Origin of the sequence: Streptomyces fuscichromogenes (assembly GCF_014645815.1) — a bacterium.
Classification (GTDB): Bacteria; Actinomycetota; Actinomycetes; order Streptomycetales; family Streptomycetaceae; genus Streptomyces; species Streptomyces fuscichromogenes.
Window position 1 is genome coordinate 1 of sequence record NZ_BMML01000011.1, and the last position, 19,104, is coordinate 19,104.

The 19,104-nt window shown below is 70.0% G+C and carries 10 protein-coding genes; 4 read left to right on the forward strand and 6 right to left on the reverse strand.

The features are described 5' to 3' along the window. Positions 1-7,831 (forward strand): non-ribosomal peptide synthetase (locus IEZ11_RS52005; protein WP_189264924.1); only part of this gene is annotated, 7,831 nt, incomplete at its 5' end. Between the two features lie 19 nt (positions 7,832-7,850). After that, the gene (locus IEZ11_RS23985) at positions 7,851-8,453 is read left to right on the forward strand and encodes a class I SAM-dependent methyltransferase (RefSeq protein ID WP_189265164.1); all 603 of its coding nucleotides are present in this window, start codon (positions 7,851-7,853) and stop codon (positions 8,451-8,453) included. 120 nt (positions 8,454-8,573) lie between these two features. Here the strand turns inward: IEZ11_RS23985 and IEZ11_RS23990 are convergent, their stop codons facing one another. From IEZ11_RS23990 to IEZ11_RS24015, 6 genes are all read right to left on the reverse strand, one after another. Beyond that, positions 8,574-10,355 (reverse strand): ABC transporter permease, encoded by a 1,782-nt coding sequence (locus IEZ11_RS23990; protein WP_189264925.1) that lies wholly within the window; start codon positions 10,353-10,355, stop codon positions 8,574-8,576. 5 nt (positions 10,356-10,360) lie between these two features. After that, complete coding sequence (locus tag IEZ11_RS23995) at positions 10,361-11,098, reverse strand: ABC transporter ATP-binding protein (RefSeq protein ID WP_189264926.1); 738 nt, start codon at positions 11,096-11,098, stop codon at positions 10,361-10,363. After that, on the reverse strand, positions 11,095-11,619 hold the full coding sequence (locus IEZ11_RS24000) for a PadR family transcriptional regulator (RefSeq protein WP_189264927.1): 525 nt from the start codon (positions 11,617-11,619) through the stop codon (positions 11,095-11,097). The genes IEZ11_RS23995 and IEZ11_RS24000 overlap by 4 nt, the downstream gene beginning before the upstream one ends. A gap of 150 nt (positions 11,620-11,769) precedes the next feature. After that, positions 11,770-12,558 carry a transcriptional regulator gene (locus tag IEZ11_RS24005; protein ID WP_229713311.1) on the reverse strand — a complete coding sequence of 263 codons (789 nt, stop codon included), beginning with the start codon at positions 12,556-12,558 and terminating at the stop codon, positions 11,770-11,772. A 780-nt stretch (positions 12,559-13,338) separates the two neighbouring features. Further along, complete coding sequence (locus IEZ11_RS24010; RefSeq protein WP_189264928.1) at positions 13,339-14,823, reverse strand: glycoside hydrolase family 76 protein; 1,485 nt, start codon at positions 14,821-14,823, stop codon at positions 13,339-13,341. A gap of 111 nt (positions 14,824-14,934) precedes the next feature. After that, positions 14,935-16,446, reverse strand: a complete 1,512-nt coding sequence (locus IEZ11_RS24015) for a glycoside hydrolase family 3 protein (protein ID WP_189264929.1) — start codon at positions 16,444-16,446, stop codon at positions 14,935-14,937. Positions 16,447-16,725: 279 nt separating this feature from the next. Between IEZ11_RS24015 and IEZ11_RS24020 the strand changes: the two genes are divergently transcribed. Together IEZ11_RS24020 and IEZ11_RS24025 are read left to right on the forward strand one after the other, a co-directional pair. After that, positions 16,726-17,799, forward strand: a complete 1,074-nt coding sequence (locus tag IEZ11_RS24020; RefSeq protein ID WP_189264930.1) for a phytanoyl-CoA dioxygenase family protein — start codon at positions 16,726-16,728, stop codon at positions 17,797-17,799. After that, positions 17,781-19,100: a DUF6271 family protein gene (locus IEZ11_RS24025; RefSeq protein ID WP_189264931.1), complete on the forward strand. Its 1,320-nt coding sequence runs from the start codon at positions 17,781-17,783 to the stop codon at positions 19,098-19,100. Before IEZ11_RS24020 ends, IEZ11_RS24025 begins: the two co-directional genes overlap by 19 nt. Positions 19,101-19,104: the final 4 nt, after the last annotated feature.

The window sequence follows — 19,104 nt, forward strand, 5'->3', positions numbered from 1 at the left end:
GGCGTGTCCGTTCGGGGCGTCGGGTGAGCGGATGTATCGGACGGGGGATCTGGTCCGTTGGTCGGTTGATGGTGAGTTGGTGTTCGTGGGGCGGGCGGATGAGCAGGTGAAGGTCCGGGGGTTCCGGGTCGAACCCGCGGAGGTCGAGGGAGTATTGGCCGCTCATCCCCGCGTGGCCCAGGCCGTCGTCGTTGCCCGTGAGGACACCCCGGGTGACAAGCGCCTCGTCGCCTATGTGGTGCCGGAGGGGGGCGGTGCTGGGGAAGCGGATCGGCTCCTGCCCGCGGAGCTCCGTGCTTTGGTGGGGCAGCGGTTGCCGGAGTACATGGTGCCGTCAGCGGTGGTGGTGCTGGACGCGTTGCCGCTGACGGTGAACGAAAAGGTGGACCGGGCCGCCCTGCCGGTGCCGGACTACGCGAGGACCGGTGACGGACGTGCGCCCGCCACCGTCGCCGAGGAGCTGATGTGCGGGGCGTTCGCCGACGTGCTCGGTGTGGACCGCGTAGGAATGGACGACAGCTTCTTCGAGCTCGGCGGGCACTCCCTGCTGGCGATGCGGCTGGTGTCGCGGGTGCGGTCGGTGTTCGGCGTCGAGCTGAGCGTGCGGGCCCTGTTCGAGGCACCGACGCCTGCGGGTCTGGCACTGCGTATCGGCGCTGCGGGTCCTTCGCGCGCCGGTCTGGTACGGCACACGGAGCGGCCCGAGCGGGTGCCGTTGTCGTTCGCGCAGCGGCGGTTGTGGTTCCTGGCCCAGCTGGACGGCCCCAGCCCGACGTACAACATGCCGATCGTGCTCCGCCTGACCGGATCGCTGGACACCGGGGCGCTGCGGGCGGCTCTGCGTGACGTGGTCGAGCGCCACGAGGTACTGCGCACCACATTCCCCACGGCGGATGGGGAGCCGTGCCAGCGCGTGCTGGGCGTGGGCGGGTTGGGTGAGGTCCTGCGTCAGGTCGGCTCCGCCACCGAGGACGACGTGGCGGCTCTGGTGGCGGCCGAGACGAGGCACGCGTTCGACCTGGGGGCCGAGATCCCCTTGCGGGCCCTGCTGATCGAGACCGGCCCGGATGCGCATGTGCTGGTGGTGGTGTTGCATCACATCGCGGGGGATGGTTGGTCGATGGGCCCGTTGGGCCGTGATCTGTCTGTCGCGTACGCGGCGCGACGCGAAGGCCGTGAGCCGGGATGGGCGGAGCTGCCGGTCCAGTACGCCGACTACACCCTCTGGCAGCACGACCTGCTCGGCAGCGAGAGCGACCCGGGGAGCGTGCTGTCCCGGCAGGTGACGTACTGGCGGAAGGTGCTCGCCGAGACCCCGCAGGAGCTGGAGCTGCCGGTGGACCGGCCGCGTCCGGTGGTGGCGTCGCATCACGGACATGTCGCGGCGTTCGAGGTGTCTGCCGAGGTGCATCAGCGGCTGACGGGGTTGGCGCGTGCCCAGGGCGTGACGATGTTCATGGTGGTCCAGGCGGCGTTGGCGGTGCTGCTGTCGCGGCTGGGGGCGGGGGAGGACATCCCGGTCGGTACAGGAGTGGCCGGACGGACGGACCAGGCGCTGGACGATCTGGTCGGGTTCTTCGTGAACACGCTGGTGCTGCGGACTGATGTGTCGGGTGACCCGACCTTCGCCGGTCTCCTGGAGCGGGTACGGGAGACGAGCCTGGCTGCCGTTGAACATCAGGACGTGCCGTTCGAGCGGCTCGTGGAGTTGCTGGCCCCGGACCGGTCGCTGTCCCGGCACCCGCTGTTCCAGGTCATGCTCACCGTGCAGAACCTGGCACAGGCGACCCTGGAACTGCCCGGCCTCCAGGTGGCGCCGATGGCAGCCGGCCCGGCGCCGGCGAAGTTCGACCTGGACGTGACGGTCGGCGAGGTGGCCGACGGCGACGGCCGTCAGCTGGGACTGCGGGGGTCGGTGACCGGGGCGGCGGATCTGTTCGACGCGGAGACGGTCGCGTTGCTCACCGAGCGCCTGGTGCGGGTGTTGGAGACGGTTGCTGCCGATGCCCAGGTGCGGGTGAGCCGGGTGCCGGTGCTGTCGGACGCCGAACGACAGAAGGTGGTGACGGACTGGAACGACACGGCGCTGCCGGTCGCGGAGGTGACCTGGCCGGTGCTGTTCGCCCAGCGGGTGGCTGAGGACCCGGACGCGGTGGCGGTGATCTGCGGGGCTGAGCAACTGACCTACGCGGAGGTGGACGAGCGGGCGTCGCGGCTGGCGGAGGTGTTGACGGAACTGGGGGTGGGCCCCGAGTCGCTGGTGGCCCTGATGATGCAGCGGTCGGTGGACGTGGTGGCCGCGGTGATAGGGGTGTGGAAGGCGGGGGGTGCGTATCTGTTCGCTGATCCGGCACTCCCGGCCGGGCGGGTCGCGGCGACACTCGCCGACGCGGGACCCGTGTGCGTGGTGACCACCAGCGATCTGGTGCCGACACTGCCGACGGGTGTCGCCGTACCGGTGCTGCGGATGGACGAACTCGGGCGGGCGGTGGAGCCGGCCAGGGAGCCGATGGCGGGGCGGCCGGGTGCTGCGGCGTACGTGATGTACACATCGGGTTCGACGGGATGGCCGAAGGGCGTGGTGGTCTCGCACGCTGCCGTGGTGCATCTGGTGGCGGCCCTGGGCCCGGTGACCGGCGTCGGGCCGGGGACGGGAATGCTCCAGTTCGCGTCGTTCGGCTTTGACGGTTCGGTGTTGGACATGGCGGTCACGTTGGCGTCGGGCGGCCGGCTGATGGTGGCGACCACGGCGGAACGCGCGGATCCCGCACTGCTGGCGGCGGCGCTGAACAAGGCCGGGGTGACGGTGGCGAGCGTGGTTCCGTCGCTGCTGGCGGTCATGGACCCGGGCGCGGTGGGGAGTCTGCAACGCGTGCTGGTGGGCGGTGAGTTGCTCACCGGCGAGCTGGCGCGGGCATGGGCTGACGGTCGCCACCTGGTCAACACCTACGGGCCGACCGAGGCGACGGTCATGGTCACCACCACGTCGGTGGAGGAGGACGCTGTTGCCGCGCCGCCGGTCGGCAGGCCCGTGGCGAACATGCGCATGTATGTGTTGGACCGATGGCTGCGGCCGGTACCGCCCGGTGTGGCGGGAGAGTTGTACGTGGCGGGGGCGGGTCTGGCCCGTGGCTACCGGGCCCAGCCTGCCCTGACCGCCGAGCGGTTTGTGGCGTGCCCCTTCGGAGCATCCGGCGAGCGGATGTACCGGACGGGGGATCTGGCGCGCTGGACGGCCGACGGTCAGTTGGTGTTCGCCGGCCGGGTGGATGATCAGGTCAAGGTGCGCGGCTTCCGGGTCGAGCCGGGTGAGGTCGAAGCGGTGGTGGCCGCTCACCCTGGGGTGGCGCAGACGGTGGTGGTCGCTCGCGAGGCTGTAGACGCCGGCAGTCGGCTGGTGGCCTACGTGGTGGCGGCCGAGGGGAGTCGTGCTGGTGGACTGCCTGCGGGGGTGCGGGCATTTGCCGCTGAGCGGTTGCCGGAGTACATGGTGCCGTCGGCGGTGGTGGTGCTGGACGCGGTGCCGCTGACGGTGAACGGGAAGGTGGACCGGGCGGCGCTGCCGACGCCGGAGTACGGGGTGACTGGCGCTGGCCGGGGGCCCGCCACGGTGTCGGAAGAGATCGTGTGCCGGGTGTTCGCCGAGGTGCTGGGCCTGGAGCGGGTGGGGGTGGAGGACAACTTCTTCGAGCTGGGCGGGCATTCGCTGTTGGCGGTGTCGTTGGTGCAGCGGTTGCGTGAGCGAGGGCTGGGTGTGTCGGTGCGGGCGCTGTTCGAGGCGCCCACTCCGGCGGCGCTGGCGTTGGCCGGCGACGGCGGTGGTGTGGTGGAGGTGCCGGCGAACGGGATCCCGGAGGGTGCGGAGGTGATCACGCCGGAGATGCTGCCGTTGGTCGATCTGTCCGCTGCGCAGGTGGAGTTGGTGTGTGCGGCGGTGGAGGGCGGGGCGGCGAACGTGGCGGACGTGTATCCGCTGGCCCCGCTTCAGGAAGGGATCTTCTTCCACCACCTGATGGCCGGGCCTGGCGCTGCGGATGTGTACCTGGCGCCGATGACGCTGGTCTTTGACGGGCGTGAGCGGTTGGACGGGTTCTTGTCGGCGTTGCAGTGCGTGGTGGACCGGCATGACATCTACCGGACCGCGTTGGTGTGGGAGGGGTTGCCGGAACCGGTGCAGGTGGTGCGGCGGCACGCGGCCGTACCGGTCACCGAGGTGACGCTGTCGGCGAACGGGATCGAACCTGCCGCCGAGTTGCTGGCTGTGGCGGGCGAGTGGATGGACCTCCGCAGGGCGCCGTTGCTGCGAGTGCATGTGGCGGCGGAGCCGGACAACGAGCGGTGGCTGGCGCTGGTACAGGTGCATCACCTGCTTCAGGACCACACGGGGCTGGAGGTGGTGATGGGTGAGGTCGCGACGCTGATGGCGGGGCGCGGGGCCGAGTTGCCGGCGCCGCTGCCGTTCCGTGACTTCGTGGCGCAGGCGAGGCTGGGGGTCTCCCGTGCGGAGCACGAGGAGTACTTCGCGGGGCTGTTGGGGGACGTGACGGAGCCGACGCTGCCGTTCGGTCTGTCCGACGCCCATGGCGATGGCACCGGTCTGAAGCGGGCGCGGTTGACCCTGGAGGACGGTCTGGCGGAGCGGATTCGGGAGGGTGCGCGTGGGTTGGGGGTGAGTCCGGCGACGTTGTTCCATGTGGCGTGGGCGCGGGTGTTGGCGAGTCTGTCGGGTCGTTCGGATGTGGTGTTCGGGACGGTGTTGTTGGGTCGGATGAACGCTGGTCGTGGGGCGGACCGGATTCCTGGCCCGTTCATGAACACGTTGCCGGTGCGGCTCGATACGGCGGCTCATGACGTGGTCGCGGCGGTCAGGGCGATGCAGTCCCAGTTGGCAGGCCTGCTGGTGCACGAGCACGCCCCGCTCGTGCTGGCTCAGAAGGCCAGCGGTGTACCCGCGTCGGCTCCGCTGTTCACCTCGCTCTTCAACTACCGCCACGGTGGGCGCGCCAGTGACACCGAGAGGCCGGTCGGGGGCCAGGGGATGCGCATGTTCCTGGCACAGGAGCGGACCAATTATCCGTTGGCTGTGGCGGTTGATGATTTGGGTGTTGGTTTTGGGGTGACGGTTGATGTGGTGGAGCCGGGGGATGCGGGGGTGGTGTGTGGTTTGTTGCGGACTGTGGTGGAGGGTTTGGTGGGGGCGTTGGGTGTGGGGGCTGGGGTGGGGCTGGGTGAGGTGGGGGTGTTGTCGGCGGGTGAGCGGGAGGAGATTCTGGCGGGGTGGGGTGTTGGTGTTCCGGTGTCTGGGGTGTCTGGGGTGTCTGGGGTGTCTGGGGTGTCGGGGTTGTCGGTGCCGGAGTTGTTTGCGGCGCAGGTGGTGTCGGATCCGGGTGCGGTGGCGGTGGTGTGTGGTGATGAGTGTGTGTCGTATGGGGAGTTGGATGAGCGGGTGTCGCGGTTGGCGGGGTTGTTGGTGTCGCGTGGGGTGGGTGCGGAGTGTGTGGTGGCGGTGGTGTTGGAGCGGTCGGTTGATCTGGTGGTGGCGTTGTTGGCGGTGTTGAAGGCGGGGGGTGCGTATTTGTTGGTGGATCCGTCGTATCCGGGTGAGCGGGTGGCGTTCATGTTGGGGGATGCGGGGCCGGTGTGTGTGGTGACGTCGGTTGGTCTGGTGGGGGTGCTTCCTGAGGGTTTGGGTTTGGGTGTGGGGGTGGTGTGTGTGGATGATCCGTTGGTGGTGGCGGAGTTGGGTGGGGTGGATGTGGGGGTGGTGTTGTCGGGGCCGGTGTCGGTGGGTGGGGCGGCGTATGTGTTGTATACGTCGGGGTCGTCGGGGGTGCCGAAGGGTGTGGTGGTGTCTCATGGGGGGTTTGGTGGTTTGGTGGCGGGTCATCGGGAGTTGTTGGGGGTGGGTCCGGGGTGTCGGGTGGGGCAGTTTGCGTCGCCGGGTTTTGACACGTTCGGGTGGGAGTGGTCGATGGGGTTGTTGACGGGTGCGGCGTTGGTGGTGGTGCCGGAGGGGGAGCGGTTGGGTGAGGGGTTGGTGGGGTTTTTGGGGCGGGAGGGGGTGACGCATGTGACGTTGCCGCCTGCGGTGTTGGCGGTGGTGGATGAGGGTGGTGTGGGTGGGGATGTGGTGGTGGTTGCTGCGGGTGAGGAGTGTTCGCGTGAGGTGATGGAGCGGTGGTCGGCGGGGCGGGTGATGTTCAATTCGTATGGGCCGACGGAGACGACGGTTGATGTGTCGTTGTGGCGGTGTGATGTGGATGCTGGGCGGGTGGCTATTGGTGGGCCGGTGTTCGGTACGCGGGTGTTTGTGTTGGATGGGGGGTTGGGGCCGGTTCCGGTTGGTGTGGTGGGGGAGTTGTATGTGGCGGGGGTGGGTCTGGCGCGTGGGTATCTGGGTCGTTCGGGGTTGACGGCGGAGCGGTTTGTGGCGTGTCCGTTCGGGGTGGCGGGTGAGCGGATGTATCGGACGGGGGATCTGGTGCGGTGGACGGCGGAGGGGGAGCTTGTTTTTGTGGGGCGGGCGGATGATCAGGTGAAGGTGCGGGGGCGGCGGATCGAGCCGGGGGAGATCGAGGCGGTTCTGGTGTCGTGTGTGGGGGTGGGGCAGGCGGTTGTGGTGGCTCGGGAGGATGTGCCGGGTGACAAGCGGTTGGTGGCGTATGTGGTGGCGGGGGAGGGTGCTGGGGGTGATCTGCCGGCCGGGTTGCGTGCTTTTGCGGGTGACCGGCTGCCGGAGTACATGGTGCCCACCGCTGTCGTGGTCCTGGACGAGCTGCCGCTGACCGCCCACGGCAAACTCGACCGAACCGCCCTGCCCGCACCCGAGTACGCGACCGTCGGCAGCGGCCGTGCGCCGGCGACAGCGGCCGAAGAAGTCATGTGCGGGGTCTTCGCCGACGTTCTCGGTCTCGACCGGGTCAACGCCGACGACAGCTTCTTCGAGCTGGGCGGGCATTCGCTGTTGGCGGTGTCGCTGACGCAGCGACTGCGCCTTCACGGATTCGACCTCTCGGTGCGTGCGGTGTTCGAGGCTCCGACACCCGCCGGGCTCGTCACCCGGCTGGATCTGCCCTACGAGGGCAACGAGTTCGATGTCCTCTTCCCGATCCGGCCTTCGGGAAGCCGGCCCCCGTTCTTCTGCGTCCATCCGGCCGGCGGACTCAGCTGGTGCTACATACCGCTGACCCACTATGCGCCGGAGGAGTATCCGCTTTACGGGCTCCAGGCCCGGGGCGTGAACGGCACGGGCGAACTGGCCGGTTCGGTAAGGGAAATGGCGGCGGACTACATCAGGCAGATGCGGTCGGTCCAGGAGTCCGGCCCGTACCACCTGCTGGGATGGTCGCTCGGGGGAATCGTCGCACACGAGATCGCGGTGCAGCTGCGGGCCGCGGGCCACGAGGTCGGCGCACTGGTCTCCATGGACGCGGTGCCGTTCAGGACGGGCGACCCGGAACCCGCTGACGGGGTGCGGGACGAGACGCCGGACGACCCTGACCGGGCCGAGGCGGAGTTCGCCAGGGCGGAAGAGACGCGCAGGCCCGGCGCCGCGCGCATGCTCAGGAACGCCGCGACGCTGAGTCTTGAGCACGAGATCGGCACCTTCGACGGAAACATGCTGCTCGTGACCGCCACCGAGGACAAGCAGGAAGGCGCGTCGAGTGCGGCTGCCTGGGAGCCGCATGTCTCGGGCGAGGTGGCGGAGACCTACGTTTCCTGCAAGCACACGGAGATGGCTCGTCCTGAGGTGCTGGCGCGGGTCTGGGCCGGTATTTCGGACTGGCTGGGCCGGGACGACGCCGCTGGTTCGGCGGAACCGGGCCGTTAGCGAGGGAGGTTGTGACGTGGTGACACGGTCGGCTGACTGGGACTCGATATATCAGGCATCGGAACAGGCACCCTGGGAGGCCGGGCGCCCGCAGGAGGCGTTCGTCCGTCTCGCGGAGAGCGGCCTGCTCTCCGGACGTGTGCTGGACGCGGGCTGCGGTACCGGCGACCACACCCTGCTGGCGGCTCTGCACGGTGCCGAGGCCACAGGAATCGACTGCTCGGCGACCGCCGTCGGCAGGGCACGCCGGAAAGCCGACGAGCGTGGGCTGAAGGTCCGCCTGGAGGTCGGTGACGTCCTCGACCTCGGCAGCCTCGGGACGACCTTCGACACGGTGGTCGACGTGGGGATGTTCCATGTCCTCGACGACGAGGAACGCCGACGGTACGTCGACAGCCTCACGTCCGTCACGGAGCCGGGCGGCACCTGCCATCTGATGTGCTTCAGCGACCGCCAGCCCGGCGCGCTCGGCCCCCGGCGCATAGCGCAGGCCGAGCTGCGCCGGGCCTTCGACGCGGGGTGGGAGGTGGCCGGCATCGTCCCGGAGACGTTCGCGATCGCCCCCCGGTTCGGCACGCAGGCTCATGCCTGGCTGGCCACCATCCGCCGGGCAGCGCTCTGACCGGCTGGACCCGGCGGACGTTCGTACAGTTCATGCAGCTGAGCCGGCTGAGATCACTCAGCCGGCTCAGGTCGCTCCGTCGGTTCAGGCCACTCGGTCGGTTCGGTTCCCTCGGTCGGCTCAGGTGATTTCGGCGCTGAGGGTCTGCGCGACGGACCGGCGGGCCGCGATGCGGGCGGGCAGGGCGGTGAGTGCCGCTGTGATCACTACCGTCGCGAGCGCGGCGCTGAACAGCCACCACGCGGGCGGGTAGACCGTCCCCGCGGCGCTGAAGGGCCAGACGAACGCGATCCCCAGGGGGATGCCGACGAGGGCGCCGGGCACGGTGGGCAGGAGCTGTGCGGCGGACAGTCCGGCGGTGACCTGCCCGGGGGTGGCGCCGAGGGTGCGTGCGACGGCCATGGTGTGCCGGGCCTCCAACGCCGTGGTCCATGTGGTCGTGAGCGTGTTCACGCCGGCGAGGACGACCAGCGCGGCGGCGACGACGACGATCATGTGTCTGCTCTGAGCGTCCTTGAGGTTGCCCAGGTGGGGTGAGTCGATGCCGTAACTCACCTGGCGCTGGACGAAGATGATCAGCAGTGCGGTGATCGTGATGACGGTCGCCGTGATGCTGCAGGCCTGTAGGAACGCGCGGCCGGGCCGGCGGGCGATCAGGCGCAGCCCGAGCAGGACCGGGACCGGCAGCATCGCGGACACCCGGGTCAGGCGGGACCGGTGGTCGGGTTGGCGTGCGGTGTCGGAGAGCGCGGCGACGGTTTCGGTGCGCAGGGCGCGCATGGTCGGGCCGAGGGTGGTCAGGATGGCCACGGCCAGGGCGACGACCGTGGTGAGAATGATGGTGCCGGTGCTCGGTCCGGCGGTGGTGGTCAGCAGGCTGGCGGTGGGGTTGACGACGGCGGGTTGGGTGAACCGCGCGGCCGTCAGACCGAGTGCGTCGGCGAGCAGTGCCAGGGTCACGTACTCCGTGAGCAGAACGGCCCCGATGAGGCCCGGGGTGGCACCGACGGCCTTGAGCAGTCCCACCCGGCGGGTCTGCTTCGCGGCCCGTCCCGCGGCGAGGGTGGCCACGCCGGCGATGGCGAGGAAGCTCAGCAGCCAGCTGCCGATGACCAGGATGGGCTGGCTGCCCTCGATGATCGTGGCGTCCTGGCCGATCATGAACTGCCAGCTCTGGAAGTTCGCGTAGACCGTGGGGCCGCGGTGGGCGCTGACGAACGCCTGGGTCGCGTCCGGGTCGCGCAGCTTGAGGTAGAGGAGCGAGGACACCGAAAGATGCTTGGCGGCCAGTGGCTTGGTGTCCTGCTTGGTCATCCAGACCAGGCCGCTGTAGTCGCTCGGCCCGCCGTCGGGACCGGTCAGCTGCGCGAACGGATAGACGGTGGTGGCGGCGCTCACGGCGGTTCCGATGACCGGCAGAGAGCGGCCGGCGACGGTGATGCGGTCGCCGACGCGGACGCCCAGCGCGTTGGCGAAGCCGCGTTCGACCACGACGCCTCCGGAGCGCACCCAGGTGCCCGAGGTCACCAGCGGGTGGTCCACCGCGCCCGGTTCGGCGTCGGCGGCCGTCACCACCACGTGCGAGGTGGAGCCCTTCGCCTTGAGCTTCGAGTAGTACTGGAGGTAGGGACCGCTGTGGGCGGTGACCGCGGGGTCGCTGGTCAGCGCGTCCTGGGTGCGGGCCGTGGCGGCGGAGTTGTCGGGGGAGACCGCGACCACGTCCGGACCGGCCGTGACGGCGCGGGTGTGGCGGTAGAGCGCCTCGGTCGCCCCGCCCAGCGACCCGCCCAGGGCGAGCATGCCGGTGGCGACCGAGAGGGAGAGGAGAAGCATCGCGGCCTGGCCGGGATGGCGGCGCACATCGGACCAGACGAGGCGGAACACGAGCAGGAAGCGGCCCATGGCGGTCAGCCCTCCCAGCCGTGGACGCCGTCCACCGGCTGCCTGCGGTCCGCCATCCAGGTGTCGTCGACGAGCCTGCCGTCGCGCATCGACACGAGCCGGTCCGCGGTGGCCGCGACCCGCTCGTCGTGCGTGACGATCACGAGGGTCTGTCCCGCGGCACGCAGGTCCTCGAAGAGCCGCAGCACGTCGAGGGTGGCCGCGGTGTCCAGGTTTCCGGTCGGCTCGTCGGCCAGCAGCACCAGCGGCTCGTTGGCCATGGCGCGGGCGATGGCCACCCGCTGGCGCTGTCCGCCCGACAGCTGCCAGGGCAGATGCCGGGCACGGTCGTCCAGCCCGACCTGTGCCAGCAACTCGTCCGCGCGACGCCGGGCGGTGCGCAGCGAGCGACCGGCCAGCAGTACAGGCAGTTCCACGTTCTCCGCCGCCGAGAGTTCCTCGACCAGGTGGAAGGCCTGGAAGACGAAACCCACGGAGCGACGGCGCAGTTGGGCCAGGGCCCGTTCGCTGAGATCGTCGATGCGCCGGCCGTCCAGCCACACCTCTCCGTCGCTGGGCCGCTCCAGACCGCCCAGCAGATGCAGCAGGGTGGACTTCCCGCAGCCGCTGGGGCCCATGACGGCCAGCATCTGACCGGCCGGAACGTCCAGGTCGACGCCGTCCACCGCGTGAACCAGGCTCTCCCCTCGGCCATGTGTCCTTAACAGGTCGCGGGCCTGGAGCACCGCCTGGAACTGGTTCATTCATCCTCAGCTTTGTTCTCGACCCTCGACCAGAATTGCTCGCAGGCCCGCAACCAGCGCAGATCCGCCTGGAGCCGCAGAGCGACACCCTCCAGCAGCAGGCCGGCGACCGAACCTTCCGGCTCGGCCAGCAGTGCGCGCTGCGCCTGCCGCAGGCGTCTCAGTAACTCGCGGCGGTGCGCGGCCACCAGCTCCACCGGATCGGCGAGCCGGGCGGCTCGCGCCGCCGCGAGTTTGAGGTGCAGCTCGGCCAGGTCCTGTTTCGGCCAGCTCACCTCGGTCAGCCAGGTGGTCACCCGCTGCTGCCCGGCCGGTGTCAGCGCGTACACCTTCCGGTCCGGCGGCCCTTCCGTTTGTTCGCGGACGACCAGTCCCGCTCGCTCCAGCCGGGCCAGGGTCACGTAGATCTGGCCCGCGTTCATCGACTCCCCGAGCGGACCCAGCGCCCGCCGCAGCCACTCACGCAGGTGGTACCCGTGCGATGGCTCCTTCGCAAGCATCGCCAGCACCACGTCTTGCATGCGTCCCCCTAACGGCTAGCTCATGAATAGCGGTTAGCCGTCACAGGAGTCAACCGAGGTCCCACCCGCACCTGTCACCTTCCGTGATCATGCCTGGTGGGGGTGGGTGACCCGCCGGGGTGCTCGGGGGCGTCGAACGCGGGACCCGGTTCAGGCCTCCCTACGGGACGCGTCCTGGGTGCACTTGTCGAGTTCCTTCGCGAACTCGTACCAGGTCTCGGCGTACTGCCGGGCCAGCTTCACCACGAGTTCTCTGCAGTGCGGCGGTACCGCGACGGTCAGTTCCGACGACATGGCGATCGCGTTCTGCTGCAGCAGCCGCAGCAGGTTCCGTCCCTCTTCGTTGTGGCGCAGCGAAGGATCCCGCAGGAGCTTTCTGAGTACCGGGGCGGGATCGACCTGTTCGAGTCGTCTCGGACTCCGGCTGCCTCTGACACCGATCTCCTGGGCGGGCGTGGCCGTGTCGGCGTGCGGGTCGTCCGCGCCGGGCCGTACGGCCACCGGCAGTTCGCCGAGCGCGATGCGTTTGCGTACGTCGCTCACCGTCGCCGGGGAGATTCCGGCTATCCGCGCCACCTCGCGCAGTGAGGCCTCCGGGCGTTCGGCCAGGACTTCGGCGGCCTTGAGGCGCCCCTCCACGCTGTTGAGCGGACGTACCTTTCCGTCGCTCCCGACCCGTGCGTTCACGCAGGTCACCGCGTCACCGGAAGTGCGGCGGATGGCGGCGACGGTCTTGGCCCCCAGGCCCGAGGCCCGCGCGATGGCCCGATCGGACATGTGCGGGTGCGATGTGACGATCCGTGCGGCCGCCGCTTTCCGGTCGGCGTGCGACAGCGGAAGTCCGTGTGTCACATTGGCCGTTACCCCGCGGAGGAAGGCGTCCTCCGTGCTGCCGTCGAAGAACTCGACCTCGATCGTCTCCTGCCCTTTGAGCACCATGGCGAAAAGACGATGAAGCCCGTCAATCACCCGCATGCTGCGGCGTTCGACGAGAATCGGTGGCAGCGGCTCCTCGATCTCGGCTAAGCGGGCGATATGCCTCTCGTCCTGTCCCTCGGACCGCGGAGAATCACCAGGCAGGAGGGAGGAAATGGGAACTCTTGCCGTTCCACAATCCGTTGGATCTGGGCCGGTGGATGACTGGTTCAAGATATTCACCCCGTTGGAACAGATATTCAGGACGCAGTTCTCTGAGGAAGGATGTCGGCGGAGGGGGCAGGAGATCAGCGACTCGCGGCACGGCCGGCTCTTCCTTCGGCGCCGGCGGCGCGCGGTCGTAGCCGCCGAGGACGGCCGGCATGAGGTCCGACAGGGACCTGGCCATGGCTGAGCCCTCAGCGCCTCCCCTCATCGCCGCGGACACGGTGCGCCCACGCTACGGCGGATGTCTACTTATCCATGTTGAGACTTGTCGGCGTGGGTGTCCAGAGGGCGTCCTTCCTTGTGCTGTTCTGATTCCACGTCTGTTGGACGACCTGGCTTGACTCCGCCGGTGACCTCACACCGATTCGGCGGTATACGGACGGAATGCGGAGGCCGGGGTGGTGGGCCTTCCGGCTGCCGGGTGCCCGACGGCGACGGCGCTGGCCGAAGTCGTGCGCCGCGGACCGGGTTTCACCTCTCGCCGACTGCCGGGCTCGCACGGGGGAAAGCCCATACTTTCGGTGGGCTAGGGGGATTTGGTGCACCGGACGTGATCCGGACAACGCCGTCGCAGGGTCAGGGCGCCGCGTCGAGCAGGTCGACGGCACTCTGCTGGCGGGCGGCGTCCACCTGGTCGAGGGGCCCGTACCAGTGCAGCCCGTACTGGTCGAGGGCGTTGCGGTCGCTCGCGAGGGCGCGGTCCGCCTGGAGCTTGAGGTAGGCGGTGTAAGGGTGGTCCGGCAGCAGCGAGTCGAACTCGCCGAGGCCGCGCACGTCGGCGCCCTTGAAGGACGGCCCGTCGGCTCCGCAGTCACCGCTCTCGCACGGATCACGCAGGATGCCGTCGGAGGTGTGGAGCAGGGAGCTCGTGGTGGCGGCGTCGGCGATCTGCCGCGCGCCGGTGAGCAGTTGGGCGTCGCCCGTGGCCCGGTACAGCTCGGCCAGGGCGCCGAGGACGACGCCCTGGTTGTACGACCAGACGGCCTGCCCGTTGTTGCCGCAGGTGGCCAGGTCGATGCCGTCGTTGACCAGGTGCGAGCCGTTGATCATGCCGGCGCCCTGGAACCAGGACCAGCCTGCCCGGGCCCGGTCGAGATACGTCGTGTCCCCCTGGACGCGGTTGTGGAGGGCCGCGTTGAGCTGGATGTAGAGGGAGTTGGCGATCGCGTTCTTGTACGTCCTCGCGGTGCTCCACCACACCCCGCCGCCGCAGGTGCCGTCCCAGTAGGCGGCCATGTGGTCGGCGTCGGCGCGGGCGGTGCCGAGATAGCGGCTGTCTCCGGTCAGGTCGTAGGCAGCCACCCAGGCGAGGCCCCACCAGCCGGTGTCGTCGAGGTAGTCGTTGCGGAACTGCCCGCCCTGGGCGTCGATGTTCAGGTCGTAGGTGCGGGCGATCGCGTACCGGTAACTGCCCATGCCCGTCACGCGGATGTTGTCGATGACCGCGGTCAGGGCGTTCGCGGAGTTCCACCAGCCGGTGGTGTCGAACAGGCCGGTTCCGTAGTCGTAGAAGGTCATCAGACCGGTGGCCGCGGCGGTGCGCGGCTCGCCCGCGTTCCAGGTGGTGCGGGCCCAGGGGGTGCACGCGATCTCGGCCCGGTCCGCCGCCTTTCCGCAGGCGCGCAGGGCGCCGACGCCGAGGTTGTTCCAGTCGTCCACGTTGTACATGAGCGTGCGCCAGCCCCGTTGCCCGCTGGGCACGGTGGTGTCGCCGAGTCTGCTGCCCGAGCTCCAGGAGCGGCCGCCGTCGAAGGAACGGTCGAGCCAGACCTCGTCGTCCGGGCTGCCGTTGTCGATGGAGGCCCAGCCCATGGCGTCCGCGTCATCGAAGTGCAGGACGAGCGACCGGGAGTAGATGCTCGCCGTGACCGGTGTGCGGTCACCCGGGGAGAGCGCGGGGTCCCGGGCGTCGCAGTACGTGTTGCAGACGGTGGCCGCCGCCGAGGTGCCGGCGGCGGATGCCGGGGGCGTGAGCGGGACGAGGACGGTGAACAGGGCCGGAGCGAGTGCCACCGCCAGTCGGCGAAGGAGGCGGCCTCTCGGTCTGCGGACGGACAACATGGGACCTCCCTGCTTCGCGGGACGGGCGTGAGAGCGCTCTCGGAACGTAGGGAAGAGGGAGACCGGGCGTCAACGTCGCGCGCGGGTACGGACGTTGCCCTCCGGCCTGCCCTAGAGGGCACCCGCCAGCACCTCTGCGGCGGCCACCCCGGAGGCGGCCGTGGCACCGTGCGTGAAGATCTGGGCGGCCGAGGGCACGACGGTCCCCGGCAGGCCCATCTCCACGACGATCGCGTCGGGGCGGGCGGCGACGAGCTCCGCGAGGGCCCGGGCCATCCACGCGTGCCGGGCCGCGTCGCGCACCACCACGACCAGGGGCCGTCCCGAGGCGGGCGCGAGGGCCTGCGCCTCCAGGGTTCCGGCCCGTGACAGCAGTTCCTCGCGGCCCACCCGGACGGAGGTGGTCCCGGGCAGCCGCTCGCCCAGCGGGGCCGCCACGCCCCACGGGGTCTCCTTCCCGATGGCCAGATTGGTGGTGGGCGCAAGTTCCACCACGTGCGGTGCGTTGACCAGCGGCAGGACGTGCCGTACCGCTCCGGTCAGCCGGATGGCGCGGCGGGCCGCCGCGAACCCGATGCCGTCGGCGTCCCAGACGGCGCTGCCGGCCGGGCTGAGCCCCGCCGACCAGACCGCGAACTCCCGGACACGCAGGCTCGCTTCGGCGAGCCGCTCCTCCGGCAGACCGCCCGCCAGGACGGCCTCGGTGAGGGCGTTGACGAGCAGGCCGACGGTGGCCTCATCGGCGTTCTCGCCGCCGACACAGACGGCGTCGGCACCGGCGGCGACGGCCCTGACCGTGGCCCCGCCGATCCCGTAGCGGCCGGTCACGGCGCCCATCTCGATCGCGTCGGTCACGATGACACCGTCGAACCCCAGCTCCTGGCGCAGCAGTTCGTCCAGGATGCGGCGGCTCAGCGTGGCCGGCAGGTCGGGGTCGTAGGCGGGGACGAGCAGGTGGCCGCTCATCACCGCACGGACGCCCGCGTCCAGGGCGGCACGGAACGGTGGCAGGGCCTGCTCGGCGATCCGGTCGCGGTCGGCGTCGTAGACCGGCAGCCCGTGGTGGGAGTCGACGGCCACGTCGCCGTGGCCGGGGAAGTGCTTGGCGCAGGCGGCGACACCGGCCGACTGGAGCCCCCGGATCCAGGCGCCGGTGTGCCGTGCCACCACCTTGGCGTCGACCCCGAAGGACCTGACCCCGATGATCGGGTTGTCGGGGTTGGAGTTCACGTCCGCGCTCGGCGCGTAGTCGAGGCTCACGCCGGCCGTGCGCAGCTGACGGCCCAGGTCGGCGGCGACGGCCTCGGTGAGCTCGGTGTCGTCGACGGTTCCGAGCGCGAAGTTCCCAGGCCTGGTCGAGCCGGTGGCCGACTCGATCCGGGTGACGTCGCCGGCCTCCTCGTCGATCGCGATGATCAGCTCGGGGTTCTCCGCGCGTAGTCGCCCGGTCAGGCGGGAGACCTGTTCGGGCGTGGCGATGTTGCGGGAGAAGAGTACGACCGAGGCCAGTCCGTCCCCGATCTCGCGCAGCACCCAGTCGGGGGCCGTGGTGCCCACGAACCCCGGTTGCAGGACGGAGCGCGCCAGTCGTCGCAACTCCTCGCCGTGCTTGTGGGAGACCATAGCGTGCGCCCTCCTGTTGGTACAGACCAATGCGTCACCGTCAGGCTAGCCGCACGTGTCAAGTGGGCCTAGGTCGTGCCCTGTTGGCGAAACGCGCCCTCAACTGTGGTGTTTGACAGGATGAGTTGGTCTAGTCCAAGTTGGAGATACGCGAGTTCGAAGAGGGGCTGGTGCGGCCCGTGGTGCAGTGACCCTGCCGAAACGGTCCCCGCCCCTCACTCCGCGCAGTTGGCGACCCGGTCGGGCCGCCGTACCCGAGATCGAGGTGTGGAGCACCGTATGTCCACGACTGACCGTTATCTCCATCGAGCCCCCTCGGGCATCCCCTACTTCAGCTCGGACGGCGAGACCTACCTCGCCCAGACACCCCTGCGGGACCTGACCAAGACCCGCCCGCTGCGAGTCCTCTCCGAAGAGGACCTCGCCCACTGGCAGACGTACGGCTATGTGGTGGTCAAGCAGGCCATCCCCGCCGCCTCGGCCCGTGAACTGCTCGACTTCGCCTGGGAGTTCGAGGGGCTGGACCCCGAACGCCCGGAGACCTGGTACGAGGAGCGCGAGTACCGCTCCGACCTCGACCGGGACCTGCACGTCTACGGCTTCGTCGAGGCCTACCACCACCAGCTCCTCTGGAACAGCCGCCAGGCCCGCCGGGTCTACGACGCGTTCGTCGACGTCTGGGACTGCGAAGAGCTCTGGGTGACGCTCGACCGGCTCAACCTCAACCCGCCCAACATCAGGAACCGTGACCGGGCCCTGATCCCGGGCACGCGGGAGGGCTTCGACATCGAGCTGCACTGGGACGTCGACACCACGCTCGGCGTCCTGCCGCAGCGCGTCCAGGGGATCATCGCGCTGACCGACACCCGGCCCGAACTCGGCGGCTTCCAGTGCTGCCCCGAGCTGTTCAAGCGGTTCGACCAGTGGAAGGCGTTCCAGCCGGAGGACCGCGACCCGATCCGCCCGAGGATCGACCGCACCGAGTTCCCCGTGGTGCGGCCGGAGCTCGAAGCCGGCGACCTGCTGATCTTCAACGGCCTGCTGGCACACGGCGTGGCGCCGAACACCTCCGAGCAGACCGTGCGCGCGGTCCAGTACCTCTCGATGATGCCGGCGCTGGAGTCCCACGACGCGCTCAGGCGTTCCCGGGTCGAGTCGTGGCGCACCCTCGCCACGCCCGACTGGAACGCGACCCTGCTGGGCGACGCCAAACGGCACGAGTCCCTGCGGTACGGAAGGGCCACCCTCGACGAACTCGGCGCCAGACTGCTGGGCCGCACGTCCTGGAGCGGTGCGGACCTCGACGGCACGGAGCTGCCGGCCGGAGAAGAGACATGCGCCGAATCTGCCTGACCCTGCCGACCAACCGGCCCTGCACGGCGACGATCACGGCCGTGGCCGAGGAAGCGGCCTACGCCGTCCGGCACTTCGACGTCGAGGTGCACCTCCTGATCCTGGACTCCTGCGCCGCACCGGCCCACGCCGAACACGCCGAGGCGGTGCGCCGGATACCCGCCGACCCACGGATCGTCGTACACCATCTCGACGAGGTGCGACAGCGCGACTTCCTGCGGCGCACGATCGACCGGTCCGCGGCCATGAAGCCCGACCTCCTGCTGGACCTGATGCTCCCGGCCCGCCTCTCCTACGGCGCCTGCACCAACCGCGCCTTCCTGCTCGCCGCCGCGCTCGGCTGCGAGTCCGTGCACCGCAGGGACTCCGACAGCCGGTACCAGGCAGTCGACGGCGAGCCCGCCTTCCCCGTCCACCACGAACTGACGTCACTCGGCAGCCGCGCGGCCGACGCCGCCCGCCACGTCACCGAGACCGCACTCGCCGCCGACCGCATGGATCGCCGGGTGGCGATGGTCGGCAGCTCCTTCGTCGGCGAACTGTCCGTGGACATCGGCGAGATACTCTCGCTCGACCCCCGCGTGTACCACGACATGGTCGGCCTGTGGGCACCCGCGCACTGGTCGCCCGAGCAGAAGCGGCAACTCGTCGACGAGTCCTTCCGGGGCGCGGGCACGGACCCCTTCACCGCGGACCACTCCACACTGACCGTGGTCGATCCCATGCGCGTGGACATGTGCAACATCGCCTTCCACGGCGTGCACGAACACGTGCCCCTGCCACCAGCGACCGACACCATCGGCAGCGACTACTTCCTGATCCACCTGGTCCACGACGCCGCGCTGCCGGGCGTCCTGCACAACCGGAACATCGTCAACTTCTACACCGGCGATCGCCGGACCGACGCCGGGTTCACGGCGTACCAGCTGCGCTTCGTCAAGTTCCTGCTGTCGATGCTCTACTTCAACTTCGTCTACGACCGTATGGCCCGCGCGGGCGGGTCGCTGCTCGACGGGCGGGGACAGGTGAGCGCGCCCGCCGTGGCCCGGCTGGCGAGGGAGAGCGCGGGGCTCGACCGCAGCGAGAACATCCACCGGCTGGACGTCCTCGACACCGCGTACCGCGAACTCGGCGGCCGGTACGCCGAGTTCGCCGACCTGCTGGGCCGGCGCCGCGAACGCCTGCTCGACGAGGCACGGGGCGACATCGAGGACTTCGCCCTGCTGACCGAGACCTGGGAGCAGCTGGTCGGCGCGGCCCGCCGCACCTACGTGCCCCGGACACCCGGGCAGCAGCGGTGACGGC